Source organism: Nonomuraea turcica (genome assembly GCF_030718205.1).
In the GTDB taxonomy this organism is placed as follows: domain Bacteria; phylum Actinomycetota; class Actinomycetes; order Streptosporangiales; family Streptosporangiaceae; genus Nonomuraea.
The window spans coordinates 508,366-530,381 of sequence record NZ_JAUZQF010000002.1 but is presented as its reverse complement, the minus strand read 5'-3'; the positions used below and the strand labels follow the sequence as shown (position 1 = coordinate 530,381).

16 protein-coding genes are annotated in these 22,016 nt (G+C 68.9%); 12 read left to right on the top strand and 4 right to left on the bottom strand.

Annotated elements, in window-relative coordinates; genetic code table 11:
• The first annotated feature begins 92 nt into the window (after nucleotides 1-92).
• The 10 genes from Q9G87_RS07995 to Q9G87_RS07950 all read left to right on the top strand — a co-directional run bounded on the left by Q9G87_RS07995 (nucleotide 93) and on the right by Q9G87_RS07950 (nucleotide 11,021).
• Nucleotides 93-1,598: a rhamnulokinase gene (locus Q9G87_RS07995; protein ID WP_305915563.1), complete on the top strand. Its 1,506-nt coding sequence runs from the start codon at nucleotides 93-95 to the stop codon at nucleotides 1,596-1,598.
• Nucleotides 1,591-2,376, top strand: a complete 786-nt coding sequence (locus Q9G87_RS07990; RefSeq protein ID WP_305915562.1) for a DeoR/GlpR family DNA-binding transcription regulator — start codon at nucleotides 1,591-1,593, stop codon at nucleotides 2,374-2,376. Before Q9G87_RS07995 ends, Q9G87_RS07990 begins: the two co-directional genes overlap by 8 nt.
• Nucleotides 2,377-2,615: 239 nt before the next feature.
• On the top strand, nucleotides 2,616-3,680 hold the full coding sequence (locus Q9G87_RS07985) for an ABC transporter substrate-binding protein (protein WP_305915561.1): 1,065 nt from the start codon (nucleotides 2,616-2,618) through the stop codon (nucleotides 3,678-3,680).
• A 50-nt stretch (nucleotides 3,681-3,730) separates the two neighbouring features.
• On the top strand, nucleotides 3,731-5,275 hold the full coding sequence (locus Q9G87_RS07980) for a sugar ABC transporter ATP-binding protein (protein ID WP_305915560.1): 1,545 nt from the start codon (nucleotides 3,731-3,733) through the stop codon (nucleotides 5,273-5,275).
• A complete protein-coding gene (locus Q9G87_RS07975; RefSeq protein ID WP_305915559.1) occupies nucleotides 5,268-6,257 on the top strand; it encodes an ABC transporter permease in 990 nt (329 codons plus the stop codon). The genes Q9G87_RS07980 and Q9G87_RS07975 overlap by 8 nt, the downstream gene beginning before the upstream one ends.
• Nucleotides 6,254-7,264: an ABC transporter permease gene (locus Q9G87_RS07970; protein ID WP_305915558.1), complete on the top strand. Its 1,011-nt coding sequence runs from the start codon at nucleotides 6,254-6,256 to the stop codon at nucleotides 7,262-7,264. The genes Q9G87_RS07975 and Q9G87_RS07970 overlap by 4 nt, the downstream gene beginning before the upstream one ends.
• Nucleotides 7,261-8,259 carry a Gfo/Idh/MocA family protein gene (locus tag Q9G87_RS07965; protein ID WP_305915557.1) on the top strand — a complete coding sequence of 333 codons (999 nt, stop codon included), beginning with the start codon at nucleotides 7,261-7,263 and terminating at the stop codon, nucleotides 8,257-8,259. The genes Q9G87_RS07970 and Q9G87_RS07965 overlap by 4 nt, the downstream gene beginning before the upstream one ends.
• On the top strand, nucleotides 8,256-9,269 hold the full coding sequence (locus Q9G87_RS07960) for an ABC transporter permease (protein WP_305915556.1): 1,014 nt from the start codon (nucleotides 8,256-8,258) through the stop codon (nucleotides 9,267-9,269). Before Q9G87_RS07965 ends, Q9G87_RS07960 begins: the two co-directional genes overlap by 4 nt.
• Nucleotides 9,266-10,015 carry an ATP-binding cassette domain-containing protein gene (locus Q9G87_RS07955; protein ID WP_305915555.1) on the top strand — a complete coding sequence of 250 codons (750 nt, stop codon included), beginning with the start codon at nucleotides 9,266-9,268 and terminating at the stop codon, nucleotides 10,013-10,015. The genes Q9G87_RS07960 and Q9G87_RS07955 overlap by 4 nt, the downstream gene beginning before the upstream one ends.
• A 166-nt stretch (nucleotides 10,016-10,181) precedes the next feature.
• Nucleotides 10,182-11,021, top strand: coding sequence for a sugar ABC transporter substrate-binding protein (locus tag Q9G87_RS07950; protein WP_305915554.1), 840 nt, complete (start codon nucleotides 10,182-10,184; stop codon nucleotides 11,019-11,021).
• Between the two features lie 204 nt (nucleotides 11,022-11,225).
• On the opposite strand, the gene Q9G87_RS07945 is transcribed toward Q9G87_RS07950, so the two are convergent.
• Nucleotides 11,226-13,004, bottom strand: a complete 1,779-nt coding sequence (locus tag Q9G87_RS07945; RefSeq protein ID WP_305915553.1) for a ricin-type beta-trefoil lectin domain protein — start codon at nucleotides 13,002-13,004, stop codon at nucleotides 11,226-11,228.
• 793 nt (nucleotides 13,005-13,797) lie between these two features.
• On the opposite strand from Q9G87_RS07945, the gene Q9G87_RS07940 reads away from it, so the two are divergent.
• Together Q9G87_RS07940 and Q9G87_RS60600 are read left to right on the top strand one after the other, a co-directional pair.
• A complete protein-coding gene (locus tag Q9G87_RS07940) occupies nucleotides 13,798-14,925 on the top strand; it encodes a lectin (RefSeq protein WP_305915552.1) in 1,128 nt (375 codons plus the stop codon).
• A 1-nt stretch (nucleotide 14,926) separates the two neighbouring features.
• Nucleotides 14,927-15,358, top strand: a complete 432-nt coding sequence (locus Q9G87_RS60600; protein ID WP_371825752.1) for a ricin-type beta-trefoil lectin domain protein — start codon at nucleotides 14,927-14,929, stop codon at nucleotides 15,356-15,358.
• Here Q9G87_RS60600 and Q9G87_RS07930 read toward each other — a convergent pair.
• The 3 genes from Q9G87_RS07930 to Q9G87_RS07920 form a co-directional block, all read right to left on the bottom strand.
• Nucleotides 15,345-18,074, bottom strand: coding sequence for a glycosyl hydrolase family 95 catalytic domain-containing protein (locus Q9G87_RS07930; RefSeq protein ID WP_305915551.1), 2,730 nt, complete (start codon nucleotides 18,072-18,074; stop codon nucleotides 15,345-15,347). The two genes, Q9G87_RS60600 and Q9G87_RS07930, sit on opposite strands and share 14 nt — an antisense overlap.
• Nucleotides 18,075-18,267: 193 nt before the next feature.
• Entirely contained in the window at nucleotides 18,268-19,596 is a 1,329-nt protein-coding gene (locus tag Q9G87_RS07925) for a ricin-type beta-trefoil lectin domain protein (protein WP_305915550.1), read from the bottom strand.
• A gap of 582 nt (nucleotides 19,597-20,178) precedes the next feature.
• Entirely contained in the window at nucleotides 20,179-21,627 is a 1,449-nt protein-coding gene (locus Q9G87_RS07920; protein ID WP_305915549.1) for an arabinofuranosidase catalytic domain-containing protein, read from the bottom strand.
• Nucleotides 21,628-22,016: the final 389 nt, after the last annotated feature.

Below are 22,016 nucleotides of genomic sequence, written 5' to 3'. Positions count from 1 at the left end.
TCTGCCGGCAGCCGTACAGCGTGGGCGCAGCCGCCTTCGAACCGTGACCTTGCGGCACCTTCCGGGCGCCGTGAGCGGGATAGGCTCGGCCTGTGCCCACCTACGTCGCCGTGGATCTCGGGGCGGAGAGCGGACGGGTGCTCGCGGGTGAGTTCGACGGCGAGCGTCTCGTGGTGAGCGAAGCCCACCGCTTTCCCAACGTGCCGGTGCGCGTTCTCGGCGGCCTCCACTGGGACGTTCTGCGCCTGCTGGCGGAGGCGCGTGCCGGGATCGGGCGCGTCGCCGCCGAGCGCCGGGTCGTCAGCGTGGGCGTGGACGCGTGGGGCAACGACTTCGGGCTGCTCGACCGCGCCCAGCGGCTTCTGGCCAACCCTCGGCACCATCGCGACCCCTACACCGCGGGCCTGACCGCCCTGGTCTCCTCTCAGGAGCAATATGAGGTGACGGGGGTGCAGCCGCTGCCCATCAACACCTCGTGCCAGCTGCTTGCGCATGCCGGGTCGCCGCTGCTGGACGCCGCCGATCGGCTGGTGATGTTACCGGACCTGTTCACCCTCTGGCTGAGCGGCGAGATGCTCACCGAGCGGACGATCGCCAGCACCAGCCAGCTCCTGGACGCCCGGACCGGCCGCTGGGCCGGCGACCTCATCGCCCGGCTCGGGCTGCCGTCGCGTCTGTTCGGCGGGGAAATCGTCGAGCCCGGCACGGTCGCCGGGTCGCTGCGGGACGAATCCGGCCGGCCCGGCGAGGCCGTCGTGGTCGCCGTGGCCGGTCATGACACCGCATCGGCGGTTGCGGCGCTACCCGTCGTCTCCGGTCCGAGCGGCTCCTCTGGCGCGGTCGCGTACGTCTCCTGCGGCACGTGGTCGCTCGTCGGTGTGGAGACGGCCGGGCCCATCACCACCCCAGAGTCCCGGCTCGCCGGGTTCACCAACGAGGGTGGCGTGCTCGGCACCGTGCGGTTCCTGCGCAATCTCAACGGCCTGTGGCTGCTCCAGGAGTGCCGCCGGGCCTGGGGGACCCGCGCTGCGTATGCGGACCTGGTCGCCGAGGCCGCGACCGCGCCCGCCTTCGGCCCGCTGATCGACCCTGCTCACTTGGGTTTCCTCAAGCCGGAGGACATGCCGGGCCGGGTCGCGGCGTTCTGCCGCGCGACAGGCCAGCCGGTGCCCGAGGGCCGGGCCGCGACGGTGCGTTGCATCCTGGAGAGCCTGGCGTGCTCCTACCGCCTGGTCCTGGAGCAGGCCGAGGAGCTGACGGGCCGCCCGGTCGAGGCCGTGCATCTCGTCGGTGGCGGCGCCGCCAGCGACACACTCTGCCGGCTCACCGCGGACATCGGCGGGCGGCCCGTGCTCGCGGGGCCGGTCGAGGCGACCGGCATCGGCAATCTCCTCGTCCAGGTCATGGCCCACGAGGGCATCGGTTCCCTTGGAGAGCTGCGCGAGGTGGTCCGCCGGTCGTTCCCGCCCCGGGTGTACACGCCGGCCGGCGAGCGTGAGCCGTACGATGCGGCGTACGCTCGATTTCGGCGATTGACCGCTGTTGACAACTTCTGGAGTAAAGTAGCGTCCCAGAGGAGCCCTACCACAGATGGGTGAGCCCGGTCCCATGCTGATCGCAGAGCGGCGACGCCGCATCCTGGAGCACGTGCACGAGCACGGATACGCCTCATTCCAGGAGCTGGCCGGTGCGCTCGGCACGTCGGAGTCCACTGTCCGGCGTGACCTGCGATCGCTGGTAGGCGAGGGCCTGCTGCACGCCACCCGGGGCGGCGTGACCCGGCCCGTCCTGTCAGCGGCGTCGCGCCCGGCTCTCCCGGACGTGGTGGCGGCCGAGCGCGAGGCCATCGCCGACCACGCCGCGACGCTCGTGGAGCCCGGCACCGCCGTCCTGCTCGGTCCCGGGCGGACCACCGCGGCGCTGGCCCGCCGGCTCGCCAAGCTGCCGTCCCTCACCGTCGTCACCAACTCCACCCTGGTGGTCGAGGCGCTCATGGACGCGCCCCACGTCGAAGTCGTCGCGGTGGGCGGCACGCTGCGCCGATCCATCCAAGCCTTCGTGGGGCCGATCACCGAGCAGCACCTGGAGGGCCTGCGGGGCGCGCAGACCTTCCTGTCAGGCGACGGCGTCACCCCTGAGAGGGGACTGACCACGCCCAACGTCTTCGCCGCCGCCACCGACCAGGCTCTCGCCGCGGCCGGCCGCGAGGTCGTCGTCCTCGCCGACCACTCCAAGATCGGTCATGACACGATGTGCCAGACCGTGGCCACCGCGCGCATGAGGGTCCTGGTCACGGACTCGAAGGCCGATCCCGTCATGGTCGACCGGCTCGTCCAGGCACAGGTCGACGTTCACATCGCTGACATGAACCGATGAATTTTGACCTGAAATGACAGGTCTTACTGGCGTATAGCACGCCGAACATATCCGCCCTTCCCCTGTCGCCGTATGTGGCCAGCTCGTGGGCATGAGGTCGACTCGACACTGCATGACATCCGCCGACGCGTATTGACACATCCGCGCCCGCCGTGACTATGATCCCTCCAAGTTCCTGTCAAAAGTAGGCAAATTCTGGCAGTGGATGGGTTCGTTCCCTCGGAAGAAGGGGTTACGTGATGCCCTGCAGAACAATGGCCACAGCCGTCGTGGGCCTGCTGGCGCTCACGCTGAGCGCGTGCACCAAGTCTGTCGGCGACGGTCCCACGGACGCCGGCGCGTCCGCCCAGCAGCAGGTGGAGGCGACCTCTGGAGACGCGTCGCTGTGCACTCCGGAGCGATACAACGGCGGTGTGCCCAAGCTCGATCTGAAGAGCGTCACCGTGGGGTTCGCGCAGTCGGAGAAGGAAGCGAACCCGTTCCGGATCACGGAGACGCAGTCGATCAAGGACGAGGCCGCGCAGCGAGGCATCAAGCTGATCACGACGAACGCGCAGTCGGACCTCAACAAGGAGATCGCCGACATCCAGGGCATGATCGCCCAGGGTGCCAAGGTCCTGATCATCTCCCCGCTCAACTCCGAAGGGCTCGACCCCGCGCTCAAGGCGGCCCAGGATGCCAAAGTCCCGATCATGACGATCGACCGGCTGCTCACCACCAAAAAGGCCTGCGTCGACTACGTCGGCTGGATCGGCTCCGACTTCGTCAAGCAGGGTGCCCGAGCCGCCGATGCGATGATCACCGCGACGGGAGACAAGGGAGAGGTCGCGATCCTGCTCGGAGCCTCAGGGGTGAACGTCACCGTCGACCGGACCAAGGGGTTCAAGGACCAGCTCGCCGCGAAGGGCTCGGCGCTGAAGGTCGTGGCCGAGCAGACCGGCGACTTCACCCGTGAGAAGGGTCGCGCGGTCACCGAGCAGCTCATCTCCGCCAACCCCGGTATCAGCGCCATCTACGCGGAGAACGACGAGATGGCCCTTGGCGCCGTCGCCGCGCTCAAGGCGGCGGGCAAGAAGCCGGGAGACGTGAAGATCGTCACGATCGACGGCACTCGTGGCGCGGTCCAGGGCATCGTCGACGGCTGGATCGCCGCGGTCATCGAGTCGAACCCACGATTCGGGCCGCTGGCCTTCCAGGCGCTCGAGGACTTCTACGCAGGCAAGGGCGTGCCGGCGAAGACGATCATCTCCGACAAGGAGTACACCCCTGAGAACGCCAAGGTCGAACTGCCGAACGCCTACTGAGCCCGGGGGCGGCCCGGACCGCCGCCCTCACGACGTCCGGGAGCGGGCACATGAATGAAGCGGTGTGCGAGGCGCATGCCATCTCCAAGCGGTTCGGCGGGACCCTCGCCCTCGACTGCGTCTCGTTGCGGCTAGACGCCGGCGAGGCCCACGCGCTGGTGGGGGAGAACGGTGCGGGGAAGTCCACGTTGATCAAGGTGCTGACCGGGGTGCACAGGCCTGACGGTGGCACGATCCGCCACCTCGGGCGGCCGGTGTCCTTCTCCGAGCCCGCCGACGCTCAGGACGCCGGGATCAGCACCATCTACCAGGAGGTGGAGCTCGCCCCGCTGCTGAGCGTGGCCGACAACCTCTTCCTCGGCAGGGAGCCGATCACTCGCTTGGGGCTGCTCGACCGGTCGCGGCTGCGGCGCGAGGCCGCCGAGGTCCTCGCCCGGTACGGCGTGGCCGTGGACGTCCGCCGGCCGCTCGGCGAGCTCGGTCTCGGCATCCGGCAGATGGTGGCGATCGCCCGTGCGGTCAGTGCGCGCGCCCGATTGGTGATCATGGATGAGCCGACTTCCTCACTGGCCCCGCGCGAGGTGGACCGGCTCGCGGATGTCATCGAGGTGCTGCGCGCGCAGGGCATCGCGATCCTCTATGTCACTCACAAGCTGGATGAGGTCTTCCGCGTCTGCCAGCGGGTCAGCGTCCTGCGTGACGGCCGTCTGGTCCGCACCGGTCTCGTCCGGGAGACCTCCCGCATCGGCCTGGTCGCCGCGATGCTCGGCCGGCCGGTGGCCGAGGTGCGCCGCCACGGCGTGACGAGCTTCGGCGAGGCCCACGAGGTGGGCCGCGCCGCGCCGGTTCTGCGGGCCGAGTCCCTGGTGCGCGAGCACGCTCTGCACGGTGTCTCCGTCGAGGTACGCCCGGGCGAGGTGGTGGGACTCGCGGGCCTGCTCGGCTCCGGCCGGTCAGAAACGGTGAGAGCGGTGTTCGGCGCCGACCCCCTCGACGCCGGATCGGTGGAGGTGGCGGGGCGCGCCCGCCGGCGCTGGAACCCCGCCATCGCCATCCGCTCGGGTGTCTGCATGGTGCCGGAGGACCGCAAGGCCGAGGGTGTCGTGCCGGGGCTGTCGGTCCGTGACAACATCACGCTGGCGGCGCTGCCCCGCCTCACCCGGGGCGGGCTGGTGTCCCGCCGGGCGCGCGACCGCATCGTCGACGCATTCGTCCGCCGCCTCGGGATCAAGGTGTCCTCGCCCGACCAGAAGGTGGGCGAGCTGTCCGGAGGCAACCAGCAGAAGGTGCTGCTCGCCCGCATGCTCTGTCTCCATCCCGCGGTGCTGATCCTCGACGAGCCGACGCGGGGCATCGACATCGGCGCCAAGGCGGAGATTCAGGCGCTCATCGACGAGCTCGCTCATGAAGGCCTCGGCGTGCTGCTGGTGGCGGAGCTGGAGGAGATCGTGGAGGGCGCCGACACCGTCGTGGTCCTGCGGGACGGGACGGCGGCCGGCGTGCTGCGCGGTGCGGAGATCGGCGAGCGGCCGATCATGGAGCTGATCGCCGCGGCCGACTCGGATGGATCTGCCGGTGGGCGGTTCGATGACTGAGCCGCCCAGCGGGACTCCCGCGCCCACCCCCACCCGCGTGGCCGGCCGCACGGGCGCGGCGGGGCGGGTGACCTGGTTGTCCGATTACGGGGTCTACCTCGCCCTCGGCGTCCTGTTGTCGTTCAACCTGGTGTTCACGCCGAACTTCGCCACGGTCGCAAACCTACGGCTCCAGCTCGTCCAGGTAGCCCCGGTGGCCATCGTCGCCCTCGGCATGGTACTGGTGATCGGCACCGGAGGCATCGACCTGTCGGTCGGCTCCACGATGGCCATCGCGGCGGCGTTGCTGCCGCTCTACCTCGGCTACGGGCCCTGGCCCGCCATCGCCGTCGCGGTGCTCGCCGGTGCGGCCGTGGGACTCGTGAACGGCGGGCTGGTCGCCTACGGCATCCAGCCGATCGTCGCCACCCTCGGGCTGCTCGTAGCCGGACGGGGGGCGGCGCTCGTGCTCGCGGACGGCCGGCTCGTCGAGATCTTCGACCCCACGCTGGCCGCCATCGGCGGCGGGCAGGTGCTGGGGGTCCCACTGCCCGTGCTCATGGCCCTGACGGTCGCCGCCGCCGCCGGGTTCGTCCTGCGCCGCGCCGCGTTCGGCCGCAGACTGCTGGCCGTGGGAGGCAACCGGCCCGCGGCGCTCCTGGCCGGCCTGCCCGTACGACGGACGCTGGTCACCGTCTACGTGATCAGCGGGGTGCTCGCGGCGATGGCCGGAGTGCTCACAACCGGGCGGCAGAGCGCGAGCGACCCCTCGTTCACCGGGCTGCTGATCGAGCTGAGCGCCATCACCGCCGTGGTCGTAGGCGGTACGCCCCTCGCCGGAGGCCGCGTCCGGATCCTCGGCACGCTGATGGGGGCGCTGCTGATGCAGCTCATCATCGCCACGGTCATCCAGCACGACCTGCACGACTCGACCGCCCGGATGATCCAGGCGGCGATCATCGTGGCCGCCGTGTACGCGCAGCGAGACAGGAGCGGGACGTGACGACCGGACAGGCCGAGCGTGCCGCCCCCTTCTCGCCGGCCGCCGGCACCGGGCGGACGCGGCTGGCGGCACTCGCCCGCCGGCACGGGGCCGCCCTGGTGCTCGTCCTGGTCCTCCTCCTCGGGTCGCTGACCTTCGGCTCGAGCTTCACCGGCCCGGGGAACCTCGGTGCCATCGCACTGGACGCCTCCTACCTGCTGCTGGTCGCGACCGGTATGACGTTCGTGATCCTCTCCGGCGGGATCGACCTGTCCGTCGGGTCCGTTCTCGCGCTGTCCGGTGTCCTGTCGGCGTACGGCTCCCGCTGGGGGACGGCGGGCGCGGTCCTGCTGCCCCTGGCGGTCTGCGGGCTGATCGGCCTGGTGAACGGGCTGCTGATCGGACGGGCCCGGCTGGCGCCGTTCGTCGTCACCCTGGCGACCCTGCTGTTCGCCCGAGGGCTGGCCTTCGCGGTCTCGCAGGAGGGTAACCAGGTCTACATCATCCCGGCCGACCTGGCCCTCACCCGGATCGGACAGGCCACTGTTCTCGGCGTCGGGGTCCCGGTGCTGATCGCCCTCGCAGTCTTCGCCGCGGCCGGCGTGGTACTCAACCGCACCCGGTTCGGTCTGCGGGTCTTCGCCGCCGGGAACGGGGACGGGCACGCCGCCGAGCTCATGGGGCTCCCGGTGGCTCGCATCCGGGTCCGCGTCTACGTGCTGAGCTCCCTGCTGGCCGGCCTCGCGGGAGTCCTCATCGCCGCGCAGACCGCCTCGGGGCTCCCCACCCTTGGCGAAGGCAGGGAACTGGAGGCCATCGCGGCCGTCGTGATCGGCGGCACGCTGCTCACCGGAGGCGCCGGATCGCTCGGGGGGACCCTCGCGGGCGTACTGCTGCTCAAGGTGATCCAGAACCTGATCAACCAGGTGGGCACGCTCAGCTCCGCCTACCAGCAGGTGGTCAGCGGCACCTTCCTCGTCCTGGTCGTACTCGTCCAGGCCGCCCTGGCAAGGAGGAGACGACAGTGAATGGCAATCGAACCAGGGTCGCGGTGGTAGGCACCGGCGACTGGTGGGGCTTCCACCACGCCCGCGTGTTCTCCTGCCGCGAGGACACCGAGTTGTGCGCCGTCGTGGGCCGGACCGAGAAGCGCACCGTCGAGCGCGCCCGGCGGTTCGGTGTACGCCCTTATCTCGACGTGGAGGAGATGATCGCCCGGGAGCGGCCCGACCTGATCTCCGTGTGCCTGCCGAACGAAGACCATTTCGCCACCACCCGGCTGCTGGTCGAGGCGGGGATCCCGCTGCTGGTCGAGAAGCCGCTGGTCTTCTCGCTCGAGGAGGCGGACGTCCTGATCGCCGAGGCCGAGGCCCGCCGGCTCTTCTTCGCCATCAACTTCAACCACCGGTACGCCCGTCCCGTGCGGCTGGCGGCGGCGGCGATCGAGCGCGGCGAGCTGGGCCGGCTGGTCTTCGCGACCTGGCGGTTCGGCGGAGAGGCGGGCACCAGCCGGCACCCTCACGCCAACCTCATCGAGACCCAGTGCCACGGCTTCGACATGGTCGAGCACCTGTGCGGCCCGATCGCGTCCGTGACAGCGCAGATGACCGGCGGGCCGCCGTACACAACGATGGCGATCGCCGTGCGGTTCGCCAGCGGGGCGGTGGGGACCCTGCTCGGGACCTACGACTCCTCGTACACCTACCCGGGAACCCACCTGCTGGAGATCAACGGCACCGGCGGCCGGATCCTCGTCGAGGACACCGTCCGCCGCTACACCTACACGCCCGCCGGCGACGAGACGAGCCGGGTGTGGCAGGCGGGCTACTTCAACGACACCGACCGGGGCTTCCACACCACCTTCGACCGGCACGTCGACGAGGTGCTCACCGCCCTGCGCGCCGGCGATCCGCCGCCCGTCCACGCCCGCGCCGGTCGCCGCGCGCTCGAGCTCGCGCACGCCGTGATCCGCTCGTACGAGTCGGGGAAGCGAGTGGACACCGCCCCCGGAGAGACGACGTGACCGCCGAGGCCGGGGCCCTGCGCCGCCTGGGCAGCGATCCGCTGCGGCTCGCGCTGCTGGCCATCCGGCTCGGCCCGGCGCTGATCCTGCTGCTCCTCATCGTGATCATGAGCATGTTGTCACCCGCGTTCCTCACCGTGCTCAACCTGGGCAACGTGCTGGCGCAGAGCGCGGTGATCGCGGTGCTCGCCATCGGGCAGCTCCTGGTGATCCTCACCAGGGGGATCGACCTGTCCGTGGGATCGACGCTGGCGCTCGCCTCCGTGACCGGGGCCCTTGTCTACTCCGCCGTACCGTCCGGACCGGTCGTCGTCCTCGCCATGCTGGCCACCGGCATGGCGGTCGGCGCGATCAACGGCATGGGCTACGTCCTGGGCCGGTTGCCCCACCCCTTCATCATCACGCTCGCCACCCTGAGCGCGGGGCGGGGCCTCGCCCTGTGGCTGTCGGGCGGGCAACCGCAGCAGGGCATGCCCGAGATCGTCCAGGCGATGGGCGGCGGCTCGGCAGGCTGGCTGCCGTATTCGGCCTTCCTGGTCGCCGCAGTGGCGCTGGCCGTCGTCCTGCTCACCACGCGGATGGTGTGGGGGCGCTGGATCTACGCCGTCGGCGGGAACCCGGAGGGAGCCCGGAGGGCGGCGATCCCCGTCGACGGGGTGGTGGTCTCCGTGTACGTCCTGAGCGGCCTTGCCGCCGGGATCGCCGCGATCATCACCTCCGGCCGGCTCAACGCCGGCTCTCCCACCTTCGGCGACCTGGCCGAGCTCGACTCGATCGCCGCCGTGGTCATAGGGGGCGCGAGCTTCCTCGGCGGCCGGGGCGGCGTAGGCAACGCACTCGTGGGAGCACTCATGATCGGAATCATCCGGAACGGCATGAACCTGCTCGACGTCGACGCTTTTCTGCAGCCGATCGTCATCGGCGTCGTCATCGTCTTGGCCGTCGAGTCCGACGTCGTCCGCGGGCGGCTGGAAGGCCGCTTCCGCATCGCGCGGGCGGCGCGGTCATGACGCCCGTCCTGGCCGTTCGCGGCGCCACCAAGCGCTTCGGCGCCGTTCTCGCCCTCGACGGCGTGGATCTGGAGGTGTTCGCCGGCGAGGTGCTCGCCCTCCTCGGTGACAACGGGGCGGGCAAGTCCACGCTGATCAAGTGCATCAGCGGCGTGCACCGGCTGGACGCGGGATCCATCGAGATGGGCGGAGTCGCGGTGACGACGGGCTCGCCCGCCGCCGCCCGAGCCCTCGGGATCGAGACCGTCTACCAGGACCTCGCGCTGTTCGACAATCTGGATCCCGTCGCGAACTTCTACGCCGGGCGGGAGGTCGCCGGGCCGCGCTGGCTTCCCCGCGGCTTGCGGCTGCTGCGCCGCCGGGACATGTCCCGGGCGACGGGCGAGTTGCTGACACGCCTCCAGGTCGGGATCGCCGACCCCCACGCCGCGGTCGGTCTGATGTCCGGAGGCCAGCGGCAGGCCATCGCCGTGGCCAGGGCCGCGGCGTTCGCGTCGAAGGTCGTGATCCTCGACGAGCCGACGGCAGCGCTCGGGCTGCGCGAGTCGCGGCGGGTGCTCGACCTCATCCTGCGCCTGCGCGAGGAGGGCCACGCCGTCATCGTCATCTCCCATGCCATGGATCACGTGATCGAGATCGCCGACCGAGCCGCGGTGCTGCGGCGCGGTCGCAAGGTCGGCGAGATGAGGCCTACGCCGGACAACCAGCAGGCGATCGTCTCGCTCATCGTCGGAGGCGACTCGTGACCTCCCTCCGGCGTTCCGCGCTACCGCCCTCCAGAAAGAGATGAGAACGATGGCACCACACCTTCGGTCAGCCTCGCTGGCCCTCGCGCTGGCGCTCTGTCTCGGCGCCTGCTCCACCGGCTCCGGTACGTCCACCACCGGGGCGTCTCCTGGCACCGCCGAACCGATGAAAGTTGGATTCATCACGAAGTTCCCGGTCGACTTCTACGACACCATGGTCGACGCGGTGAAGACCTGGAACCGCGACCACCCAGACGTCGAGGTCCTCTTCGGCCAGGGCAAGAGCGGCACGGACGACGAAGGCGAGACGGCCCAGATCGAGTCGATGCTCGCCAAGGGGGTCAAGGCCATCGCGATCACGCCGACCAGCCCCAACCTCCAGAACGTTCTGCAGAAGGCCGTGGATGCCGGGGTCAAGGTCGTCCTGGTGGACAACGACATCCCCAGCTGGGCAGGTAAGTCGTCGGTGGTGGCGACCGACAATCTCGCGGGCGGCAAGCTGGCGGGCGCCTGGCTCGCCAAGCAGGTCAAGCCCGGCTCCACGATCGCCGTCCTGCAGGGGCGGCTCGGCAACCCCTCGCTCGACGACCGCGTCACCGGCATGCTGTCCACGCTCGGTGACGGCATCACCGTGGTCTCCAAACCCGCCACCGACTGCGACCAGACCAAGGGGCTCAACGCCGCCCAGGACATCCTGGCCGCTCATCCCGGCATCGCCGCCATCTATGGGGCCTGCGGGCCGCCGATCCTCGGCGCCCTCCAGGCCGTCAAGTCCGCCGGCAAGAAGCCGGGCGAGCTCGTGCTGGTGGGCTTCGACGCCTCACCGGGCGAGCTGAAGGCCATCGCCGGAGGTGAGGTCGCGGCGTCGGTCGCCCAGTTCCCCGCCAAGATGGGCTCGGTCGGTATCGAGACCGCGGTCGCCGCGGCCCGGGGCCAGAAGGTCCCGGCGATCATCGACACCGGCACAGAGATGGTGACGAAGGAGAACGTCACGGGCTTCCAGTGACGCCGCAGGCACAGGAGCCAACGGCACCACCACGTTCGGCCTCACCGCCAACGGCACAGCGCCACACCAGCCCTCTCCTGCAGCGCCTCCCGACCCGATGACGGTGCGGCGATGCGCCGGCCCGACCGCGGCACCCTCGTATGGAAGAGCGGGCCTGCGGGGATTTTGCCGGTCTCAGTCCGGTGATCCTCGCAGGCCATCGGGTCAGCTCTTGGTCCATTTCTGGCTGGTCGTGCCGGTGCAGGACCACAGCTGCACCTTCGTTCCGTTCGCGGTCCCGAAGTTGCTCGCCTCCATGCAGAGGCCGGACTGCACGCCGGTGATGCTGCCGTCGCCGTTGACGTTCCATTGCTGATTCGCCTGCCCGTTGCAGTCCCAGATGATCACTTGGGTGCCGTTACCGGTGCCCTGCCCCTTGGCGTCCAGGCACTTGTTGCCGTACACCTGCAACTGCCTGGACGAGGTGACGGTCCACTGCTGGTTGTTGCCGCCGCCGCAGTCCCAGAGCTGGAGCTGGGTGCCGTTGGCGGTGCTCGCGTTCGGGACGTCCAGGCACCGGCCGGCGTTGACGTTCCGCAACACCGACGTCGACCCGCCGCCGGGGCCGGGGTCCGTGGGAGGCAGGAGCGTGATCGTGTAGGTGTCGTCGATGGCGGTGTGCGGCAGGTTGACCGTCGTGCCGTCGCCGGACAGCGTCACCACGGAGTTCTGGAAGAGGACCGGGCCCTGGACGGCGCCGCCGCTGTTGTAGGGGATGCGCTCGGCGACGACTCTTACCTGGTTGTTCTGCACGATGCCGCTCGTTGTGTCCAGGCGCCGCAGGTTGACGGCGATGTTGCCGGTCGTGGTGCCGCCGCCGACCAGGATCTTGGCCGTTCCGGCCGCCTTGGTGGCGAACGCGTCGTATGAGGAGCTGGGGGTGACGGACACGATCTGGCCGGTCTGAGAGCCGTAGAAGCGGTAGACCCACCATTCGCCCTTCGGCTGGTACTCGCCTGCCGAGTTGCGGACGAGCAGGTTGCCGAGGTCGTTGTGCAGGTTTCCGCCGCCCGCCCAGTTGGCGCGCAGGCCGTCGGCGCCGGCCCTTTCCAGGCGTGCGATGTACCAGGATCCGTCACCGGGGTTCTGCTCGTTGGACGCCCCGTATTCGTTGATCTGGTACGGGCGCGGGTGCGGGATGCCGCGGGAGTTCAGCGTGGTATCCGCCGCAGCCACGTTGGCGACCGGGTCGCCGGGCAGGGAGTGCCAGCTGATGATGTCGGGGACCACGTTGTTGGCCTTGACGTAGTCCAGGTACTGGTTCCAGAACGAGTGCGTGGCCGAAGGTACGCACGCGCAGCTCGGCCCGACGATGAGATGCGTCGGGAACGCGGCCCGAATGCGCTGGTAGGTGCGCCGCCACAGCTCGAAGTACTGGGACTGAGGGCGGTTCCAGAACAAGGTGATGTTGGGCTCGTTCCAGAGGTCCCACTGCACGGTGGCGCCCGTCGCCCGTACGTCGTTGATCAGACGGGTGAGGAAGTTGTCGTAGTCGGTCCAGTCGCCGTTGTCGCCGGGGAATCGCGAGATCGGGTAGCCGTCGGCACCCCACAGGTCGTGGACGAGCAGGATGAACTCCCCGCCCAGCGATCGCGTGCGCAGCAGCTGAGCGCGGGTGGAGTTCCATCGGCGGTCGTATTTGCCCGACACCCAGCCGCCCGGACTGTCGAGCTGTGCCCCGCCAGCGCGCATGTACCGGAACTTCACATCGGTGTAGAAACGGTCCGGCGGCGCCGACGCGTTCTCGGTCATGCCGTAGATCCACCCGGAGGCGCGGTAGGTGGGAGAGCCACCACCGGCGGAGAAGTCGACGGTGATGGTCTGGTCCGCGGCCAGGGCCGGCGTGGCGGCCGTCACGACGGGGCCGGCGACGAGTGCGCCTGCGGCAAGGAGGGCAGCGATCCCGCGGCGGCTTCTGTGCCGCCTGCAGGGTGTGGCGTCCATATGTGATTCCTTGGTCACGGAGGGTCGGGGCAGGTCGAGCAGGCCACGGGGGGGCTGGTGGCGGTGCCCTTGCCGGCTCACGGACGGCGGCAAGCTTCCGCTCCTCCGAAGTGGTGGGGGCCGGAGTAACTCAAGGCACGCCGCACCGCCGTCGCGGGTGACGGGCTCAGGCGGGCGCCACTGGGAGCGTGGAGCGCAGGTCAGCAGGGTGAGTTGGTCTGGGTGAGGAGGTAGCCACCTTGCGGACTCAGTGTGGAAACCACCACGAAACATGTCAAGACCGCGGACGAATCGGTTCGATGGCATGATCGGCACCCAGGAGGCGGGTGCGCTGGTACGTCCCGGTCACGCCACGCCGCCACGGGATGAACGTTTCATCACTTGGCCCCGCCGCGACAGTGCGACCGCTCCCGGCCAGCCCTGCTCAGGTCACTTCGGCATGCGGCGGAATCGTGACGCAGGAGAGCGGGCCCTTGACGGATCTTCTGGCGTCATGTTTGCTCCCGCCATACCACCACCTCAGTCGGCCTGCGTGGAAGGAGCACTCGATTCGCCACGGTGATGTTAACGCTAACAGACGCTATCGGGAGCCGCTCCCGGCATACCGAATCGGGTCAGCCCCGAACCTGCCGGCCGTGGGCCCGGGTGCGGCAACCACTCAGCACGATCCCAAGTCGCCGATCCTTCCAAAGGAGGTCCCCGTGTCCACAAGGGCGGGCCGGAACGCCAGCGTGTTAGCGCAAACATTGCGACTCGATTCGACCTGCTACTTGACCGCCGCGAGGAGTTGAGCATGCGTACGTGGGGACGATGGTGGGCCGCCGCGCTGATGGCCGTGGCCTTGGTGGTAGCAGCTACGGCGATGGGGGCGGGGGTCGCCGGCGCGGAGTCCAACGGCGGGGTGCGGGTCATGCCGTTGGGCGACTCGATCACCGAGGGCACGCAGGTGCCGGGCGGGTACCGGATCGGGTTGTGGCAGCGCTTGGCCGCCGGCCGCTACACAGTCGACTTTGTCGGGTCGCAGTTCAATGGGCCGGGCAGCCTGGGCGACCACGATCATGAGGGCCATCCCGGGTGGCGGATCGACCAGATCGACGCGAACATCACCGGCTGGCTGCGTACGTACACACCGCGCACGGTGCTGCTGCACATCGGCACCAACGATGTCCTGCAGAACTACAACCTGGCCGGTGCACCGCAACGGCTGTCCACGCTGATCGACCACATCACCACAGCCGTGCCCAACGCGGACGTCTTCGTCACCACCATCATCCCGCTGTCCAACTCCGGCCAGGAGTCGGCCGGCCGCACCTTCAACGCGGCGATCCCCGGCATCGTCCAGAGCAAGGTGAACAGCGGCAAACATGTCCACCTGGTCGACATGCACAGCAAGGTGACCACCTCCGACCTGATCGACGGCATCCACCCCACCGCCGGCGGCTACGACAAGATGGCCGCCGCCTGGTACGAAGCCCTTCAGTCGGTACCGGGCAGCATCGGCCAGCCGGGGAGCGGCACCCCCAGCCCAACACCTGATGCGGGTGCGATCAGGGGTGTGGGGTCGGGCCGGTGTCTTGACGTCTCCGGCGCCTCGCAGGCGAACGGCGCGCAGACGCAGATCTGGGACTGCAACGGCCAGGCCAACCAGCAGTGGACGGCGACCGCGAGCGGTGAGCTGCGGGTCTACGGCGGCAAGTGCCTGGACGTTTACGGCGGCGGCACCGCCGACGGCACCAGTGTGATCATCTGGGACTGCAACGGTCAGAACAACCAAAAATGGCGCTTCAACTCCGACGGCACCATCACCGCGGTCGGCGCGAACAAGTGCCTGGACGTGCCGAACTACTCCACCGCCAACGGCGTCAAACTCCAGATCTGGTCCTGCAACGGCGCGGCCAACCAACGCTGGACCCGCACCTGACCTGGCGAAGGCGCACCGGCCACAACGCACGATCTATACCTGTGGTCAGCCGGCGTCTGCCGCCCGGCTCTCGTCGTCATGCGGTGCTGTTCCCGCAGTTGGCCGATGTGGTCCTCAAGCAGGGAACCGAAGAACCGCAGGTCGTGCGGGTGCGGGCCCGGACACGATCGGCGGGCATCCTGCCCCGCCTGCAGGGTCCCGGCCCGGCGAGTGCACGCCTATCACAACGGATGGCACTCCGTTGCAGTTGTGGGACTGCAACGGCCAGTCCAACCAGCAGTGGAGCGTGACCTCCGCGGGTGAGCTCAAGGTGTACGGCAACAAGTGCCTGGATGCCGCGGTCGGCTCATGGCTTCGCCGCAACCGGTGGCCGGTTGCGGCGAAGCGCGCGTTGGGCAGAGGTCTGCGAGGGTCGGGTTTCACACGCCCGTAATAGTCCATTGGTTGTTGGTGCTGTTGTTCGGCGTCCACATGGCCACGGTGGAGCCGGCGGTGCTGTTGCCCATACCGTCCAGGGCCGTGCCGGTGCCGCGGTTGATGATCTGGTAGCGGCCGTTGCCCATGTTGTTGAGGCGCCACTGCTGGTTGTTGCCGCCATTCCACGCCGCCTGCCTGGCGTTGGCGCCGTTGGCGGTGTTGCCCCAGCTGTCGGCGACCATGCCGTTGGTGCGGTTGACGATGCGGTACCACCCGCCGCCCAGGTCCACGAGCTGCCACTGCAGGTTGGTGCTGCCGTCCCAGTTCCACTGCTTGAGGTTCGACCCGGAGGCGACATTCCCGCCGCTGTCCAGCACCAGGCCGGTGGTGACATTCGTGATCCGCACGTAGCTCGTCGGCGCGGGGCCGGATCCGGTCATGCGGTACGTACGACCGGCTTGGCCGGTCAGTCTGATGACGTCGCTCTCGGGTTTGTCGACGCTGACGGTACCGCCGGTCGTGGCGTCCACCACCTCGTAGGTTCCGGCGAACAGCCGGCTGCGTACGTTGACTGTCCCGTCACGGTCGAACCTGATGAGGATCTCGGTGGCCCCGCCGGAGCTCCACGTCGCGTCCACGGTGTAGCCGCCGCGCCCCCGAAGACCCTGCACCTTCCCGCTTGGCCAGGCCGCCGGAAGCGCCGGCAGCACGTGAAGCTCGCCGTTGTGGCTCTGCAGCAGCATCTCGGCGATGCCCGACGTCGCCCCGAAGTTGCCGTCGATCTGGAACGGCGGGTGCAGGTCGAACATGTTCGGCGCGAGCCGGGCCGTCGTCACGAGGGCGCAGATCAGGTCGTGCGCCCGCGTGCCCTCCTCCATCCGCGCCCAGTAGTTGATCTTCCAGGCCAGCGACCAGCCCGTACCGTCGTCACCGCGCAGTTCGAGAGTCCGCCGGGCGGCGGTGTACAGCGCGGGGGTGCCGCGCTTGGTGATCTGGTTGCTCGGGTGCAGGCCGTAGAGGTGGGAGATGTGCCGGTGGTTCGGCTCGGTCTCGACCCAGTCGTACAGCCACTCCAGGATGTTGCCGCGTGACCCGGTCTTCATCGGCGGGAGCCGGTCCCGGGCCGCCAGGACCTGCGCCCGGAAGCTCGCGTCCGTGCTGAGGAGCTCGCTGGCCTTGGCACAGCCGCTGAACAGGTCCCGCAGGATCTGGTTGTCCATCGTGGGCCCGGCGCACACGCTGACCCCCGCGTGGTGGGTCAGCTCCGGCGAGTTCGACGGGTTCGTGACCAGATACCGGAGGTTCGGCTCCTCCACGAGGGTCTCGAGGAAGAACTGCGCGGCCCCCTTCATGGCCGGGTAGTACTGCTGAAGGAATTCCAGGTCGCCGGTGAACAGGTAGTGGTCCCAGATCATGGTGGCCAGCCACGCGCCGCCGGTCTGCCACATGCCCCAGGTCGCGCCGTCGACGACCGAGCTACCCCGCCACCCGTCGGTGTTGTGGTGGGTCACCCAGCCGCCGGCGTTGTACTGCACCCGGGCCGTGCGGGCGCCGCTGACCGTGAGGTCGTTGATCATCCTGAACACCGGCTCGTAGCACTCCGACAGGTTCGTCGTGTCGGTCGGCCAGTAGTTCATAGGCAGGTTGGCGTTGAGGGTGTACTTCGAGTCCCAGGCCGGGGTCAGCGAGTCGTTCCAGATGCCCTGCAAGTTGGCGGGCTGGGTGCCCGGACGCGAGGAGGAGATCAGCAGGTAACGGCCGTACTGGAACAGCAACGCCGAGAACTGCGGATCGCTGCTGTTCGCGTGCTGCGCGATCCGTACGTCGGTCGGCTGGTCGGCCGCCGCGGTGCGGCCGAGGTCGAGCGTCGTCCGCCCGAACAGCCGCTGGTAGTCGGCGACGTGCCGGCCACGCAGGTCGTCGTAGGTCCTTGTGACGGCGGCGTTGAGGTGACGCGAGGCGATGCCTTGGTAGTCGCCGCTGACGTCCTTGTAGTTCACGTAACTGGAGCCGATGGAGATCAGCAGGGTCACGCTGTTGGCGGCCCTCACCTGCAGCGTGCCGCCGGAGCTGCTGACACTGCCGCCTTCGGCGACGGCCCGGGCCAGTGCCAGGAACCTGACCTTGCCGGCCAGGCCCCTCTGGTCGCCGGAAATGCCGTCGAGCGCCACCGTCGTGCCGTCCGGGCTGGACCGCGTCGTCCGCTGCGGGCTGTCGAACGTCGCGGAGAACGTGATCGAGCCCGGCCTGTCGGCGGTCAGGCGGAGGGCGATCACCTGATCCGGCGTGCTCGCGAGGACCTCGCGCTGATACCGCACGCCGTTCTGCAGGTACGTCACCGTCGTGGTGGCCGTGGTCAGATCCAGCCAGCGGTTGTATTCCGAGACGCCGGTGGCGCTGCCGAAGGCCAGTCGCAGGTTGCCCACGGGCTGGTACGCCAGCTGGGCCGAAGGGTTGCCCAGCATGTTCTGGTCGATCAGGCTCTGGGCCTGGCTCCACTGGTTCTGGAAGACCAGCTGCCGGATCTGTGGCAGCGCCGCCGCACCCCTCGTGTTGCTTTGGTCGTACGGCCCGCCGGCCCAGATGGTGTCCTCGTTGAGTTGCAGCCGCTCGGTGTCGACGTTGCCGAACACCATGGCGCCCAGGCGGCCGTTTCCGAGCGGAAGCGCCCGCAGCCAGTCCGTACCGGCGCTCCCGTCGTACCACAGCGCCAGATCGTTCGCGGCGCGCACCTCCGGAGGAGCTACCGACGCGGCCCGGGCAGCCGCCGTCCACTGCCCCGGCAACAGCGCACCTCCAGCTCCAACCGCGCCGAATCTCAGCACTTGTCTTCGCGATAATTCTGCCATTTCGGTTCTCCCAGCTCGCCGGGGCGATGAGTCGCCCCGGCGATGGCGCGTCGTCAGCTGTCGCAGGCGGTCAGTATTAGGCGCGGGTCCACTTCTGGTTTGTGCCGCCGTGGCACGTCCAGATCTGCACCTTCGTGCCGTTGGCGGTGCCGGCGCCGGACACGTCCAGGCACTTGTTCGCCCCGACGGCGGTGATGGTGCCGTCGGCGTTGAGGCGCCATTTCTGGTTGTTCTGTCCGTTGCAGTCCCAGATGATCACTGTGGTGCCGTCCGCCGTCCCGGCCCCGTTCACGTCCAGGCACTTTCCGCCGTAGACCCGCAGCTCACCGGCGGTGGTGGAGGTCCACTGCTGGTTCGGCTGGCCGTTGCAGTCCCAGATCTGCGCCTGCGCGCCGTTCGTCTGCGAGGCGCCGGTGACGTCCAGGCACCGGCCCGACCCCGCACCCTTGAGCGCGGTCCCCGGCGGAGTTGGGTTGCCGCCTCCCAACTGCGTGAAGAACTCCCACACCACTGGTCTGGTCCAGGAATTCTCGCCGGGTTCGAAGTCGCCAGGCCTCCCGTCCACGGGACCGGGAGTGTGACCCGCGTCGAACGCCGCCCATGCGACGGGATACCCGGCCCGGCACCCCGAGTAGTAGGTGACGATGTGCGTCAGGCTGCCCTGCGCCGGCTCCGGCGGGTTCTGGGCGGTGCAGCCGTTGTTCCTGACGAACCTGTCACGCAGCGACCGGCCCAGGGAGATGTTGAGCACCGAGTCCCTGAGGCCGTGCAGTCCGATGTACGCGACCGGCTCGGTGCCGCCGCTGCACCCGCTGAGCTGCGCGCCGGCGTAGACCGCCACCGCGCGGAAGACCGTCGCCCGGGCGCACGCGAGCGCGTAGCTCATGCCGCCGCCGTAGCTGAAGCCCAGGGCGAAGCGCTGGGAGGTGTCCACACAGAGGTCCGCCTCGATTCGCCGGATCATGTCGTCGACGAAGGTGACGTCTTCACCGCCCGAGTTGGCCCAGCCATTGTTGATGCCCTGAGGCGCGACGAAGATCGCGGTGTTGTTCGACAATGCCCTGAGCCCGTAATAGGACCAGGGATATCCGCTGGTTCCGCCCGAGTCGACATCGTTGGCGGTGCCGCCATTCCAGTGGAATCCGAATATCAACCGGTACAGGTTCGTATTATTGTAGTTATCCGGAATTCTCAGGATGTAGCTGCGATTTTTCCCGCTGGTGGTAATCGACTGCGTGCCGCTTCTCAGCGTCGGAGTCTGGCCGCATCCCGCGGTGGGCGCGAGGGCGCTCTGTTGTGCGAGCGACGGGGTCAGGCTGTCGCCCAGCGCCGTTTGAGGCGTGGTCAGGACGACGAGCAGTGCCGTGGTCGCGATGGCGGTTAAGAGGGATCTAAGCCTCGGCATCACGCAAATTCCTTTGCCGTTCTCATGGTTGCACACGTAGCTGGGAAAGCCACTTCTTCCACCTTCTCCGGGTCGGTCGAGTCCCAAAGTGTTAGCGCTCACTCAACGCCGCCATAATCGCATCTCCTTTCTTTCGCGCGGCTGGAGGCGACGGTGCAGCGGAGCAAATATGACCGTGACAAGACCTGTCAAGGCTCGGCCTTGTCGACGTTGGCGGCCCTCGCATGAGGCGACCCTGTCGCTCCTGCGTCTGGCCAGGGGAAGTGGCCGTGGTGATCACTGAGTGCCGCGATGAAACTTTCACGGTCGGTCAATCGAATCGTTCCGAGCGCCCGGACATATGATCAAGCCACTCGATCCAGGCCTCGGTTTCCCGCCTCATTGACGTTATACGTCATACGAATTACATTCGGCCGAGACGGAAGGGTCCAGGCGGTCCCTCTCGGAAAGCGGGCAGCAATGAAGCAGCGAGTGTTGTGTTCGGCGTTGTTGGTCGCGGCACTGGCCGGCGTCGTCCGAATGCCGGCCACCGCCTCCCCTTGCTGGGTGGAGTAGGTGGCCGGCGTCCGGGCTGGGACTGAGTCAGCGGTAGCCGGCGGCGATGATGTTGGCCTGGACGGCGTTCTCCGTGGCGTCGGTGGGATAGCCGGCGACCATGGCTCCCTCGTAGAAGGTGCCCGCGCTGAGGTTGGCGCCGCCGTCGGGCTTGCAGCAGTCGCCGCCGCTGCCCAGGATGATGGCCCCCTGCTTCTTCATCGGGCTGTAGCCGTTGGGGAGCGGCCCGTCGTACAGGGTGTACAGGCTGCCGGACTGCGCGTTGCTGCCCTTGATGGCGAAGCGGGTCGTGCCGTTGTTCTTCAGCGTGGCGGTGACGAACTTGTGGGGGAAGGCCCGCTGGTTGGGGTTCCACGACTGGCTGCCGCCGGGGTAGAGCCCCCATTCGAGATCGGCCTGGACCCAGGGGCCGGTTCCCTGGCAGCCGCCGAACCAGCATTGGGTGCTGAAGTTGATGGCGTCCATGGCGCCGGCCGCGTCGGCCTTCCTGGTCGTCTCGCTGTTGCCGTAGTCGAAGCAGCAGCCGCTGTTGACGTGGATGCCACTGGTGACCATGTACATGCCCTCGGGTGCGCTGCCGGTGGGCACGCCGGTCAGGTGGCCGTCCCGCCAGTAGCTGTTGCCGGGGTTGATGTAGAGCGAGTAGGCCTTGCCGCCGCCGACGGTGAGCGACTCGGTGGTCGCGATCGCGGGCCTGCTTTGTGGGGAGCCGGGGACCACGCTGGATCCCTGGTACCACAGGTCGTTGCCCCGCCCGGACTGGTCGTACACGACGGTGATGACGCACGTGGTGCCGGCGCAGAAGGAGTCCTGGGCCGCGGCGTTGGCGACGCCGCCCGCGGTCAGGACGGCGATGTTCCTGGTCGTGTTGTCGGAGGAGCGCCTGACCTGGTACAGGTTGCCGTTGTACGACTCGTAGAGCGCCCGCGTCGTACTGTGCGCGGCCACGCACGGCGTGCCGCCCGAGGCGTAAATGTCGCACGGGCGCGCGCCGGGCGGCGGCGGGGTCGGCGTGGGGCTGGGCTCGGCTCCGGTGGTCCATTTCTGGTTGGTGCCGCCGTGGCAGGTCCAGATGTGCACCTTGGTGCCGTTGGCGGTGCCGGTGCCGCTGACGTCCAGGCACTTGTTCGCCCCCACCGCGGTGATGGTGCCGTCGGCGTTGAGGCGCCATTTCTGGTTGTTCTGCCCGTTGCAGTCCCAGATGATCACGCTGGTGCCGTCGGCGGTGCCGCCGCCGTAAACGTCCAGGCACTTGGTGCCGTACACCCGCAGCTCATCGGAACTGGTCGACGTCCACTGCTGGTTGGCCTGGCCGTTGCAGTCCCAGATCTGCACCTGCGCGCCGTTCGTCTGCGAGGCGCCGTTGACGTCCAGGCACCGGTTCGACCCCACGCCCACCAGCGGCGTGGTCGCTGCCGAGGCCGGTGCCGCCCATGTCAGGGCGGTGGCCAGGAGGGTCGCCAGCGCCGCCACCACAGACGCGACGACGGCGGCCCGAGAGCGCCGCCCACGCGTCGCACGGCCCGATAAGGGAACGGATGGAGGCTGCATTGTCGTACTCCTTGGGGGATAGCTGCTCGGAAACCGGTCGCTACTACGAGTGCGAATCGATTCGCTAAACGAACTGAATCCATGAGGAGGGGGAGACGGCGGTGTACAGCGAAGCACATACGACCGGCGGACCGCCTGTCAAGGCTCCATGCCCTCCAACTGCCTGCCGAAAGTCCTCCCGGCGGCACTCATCGGCGATGCTCGCACTCCCGCCGAGTCGGGCTCGATGAAACGTTCATCCGCCCCCGGTTCGCCTGGTGACGTCCCATCGGCTCCCATATGATCGAACCGGTTCGACTTAGCCGACCGCCAGC

What these genes read in the sequence shown, in the direction of transcription:
- Q9G87_RS07990 (WP_305915562.1), top strand. Translation starts at nt 1,591, where the DNA reads ATGGGTGAGCCCGGTCCCATGCTGATCGCAGAGCGGCGACGCCGCATC.
- Q9G87_RS07985 (WP_305915561.1), top strand. Translation starts at nt 2,616, where the DNA reads ATGCCCTGCAGAACAATGGCCACAGCCGTCGTGGGCCTGCTGGCGCTC.
- Q9G87_RS07980 (WP_305915560.1), top strand. Translation starts at nt 3,731, where the DNA reads ATGAATGAAGCGGTGTGCGAGGCGCATGCCATCTCCAAGCGGTTCGGC.
- Q9G87_RS07975 (WP_305915559.1), top strand. Translation starts at nt 5,268, where the DNA reads ATGACTGAGCCGCCCAGCGGGACTCCCGCGCCCACCCCCACCCGCGTG.
- Q9G87_RS07955 (WP_305915555.1), top strand. Translation starts at nt 9,266, where the DNA reads ATGACGCCCGTCCTGGCCGTTCGCGGCGCCACCAAGCGCTTCGGCGCC.
- Q9G87_RS07950 (WP_305915554.1), top strand. Translation starts at nt 10,182, where the DNA reads ATGAAAGTTGGATTCATCACGAAGTTCCCGGTCGACTTCTACGACACC.
- Q9G87_RS07945 (WP_305915553.1), bottom strand. Translation starts at nt 13,004, where the DNA reads ATGGACGCCACACCCTGCAGGCGGCACAGAAGCCGCCGCGGGATCGCT.
- Q9G87_RS07940 (WP_305915552.1), top strand. Translation starts at nt 13,798, where the DNA reads ATGCGTACGTGGGGACGATGGTGGGCCGCCGCGCTGATGGCCGTGGCC.
- Q9G87_RS07925 (WP_305915550.1), bottom strand. Translation starts at nt 19,596, where the DNA reads ATGCCGAGGCTTAGATCCCTCTTAACCGCCATCGCGACCACGGCACTG.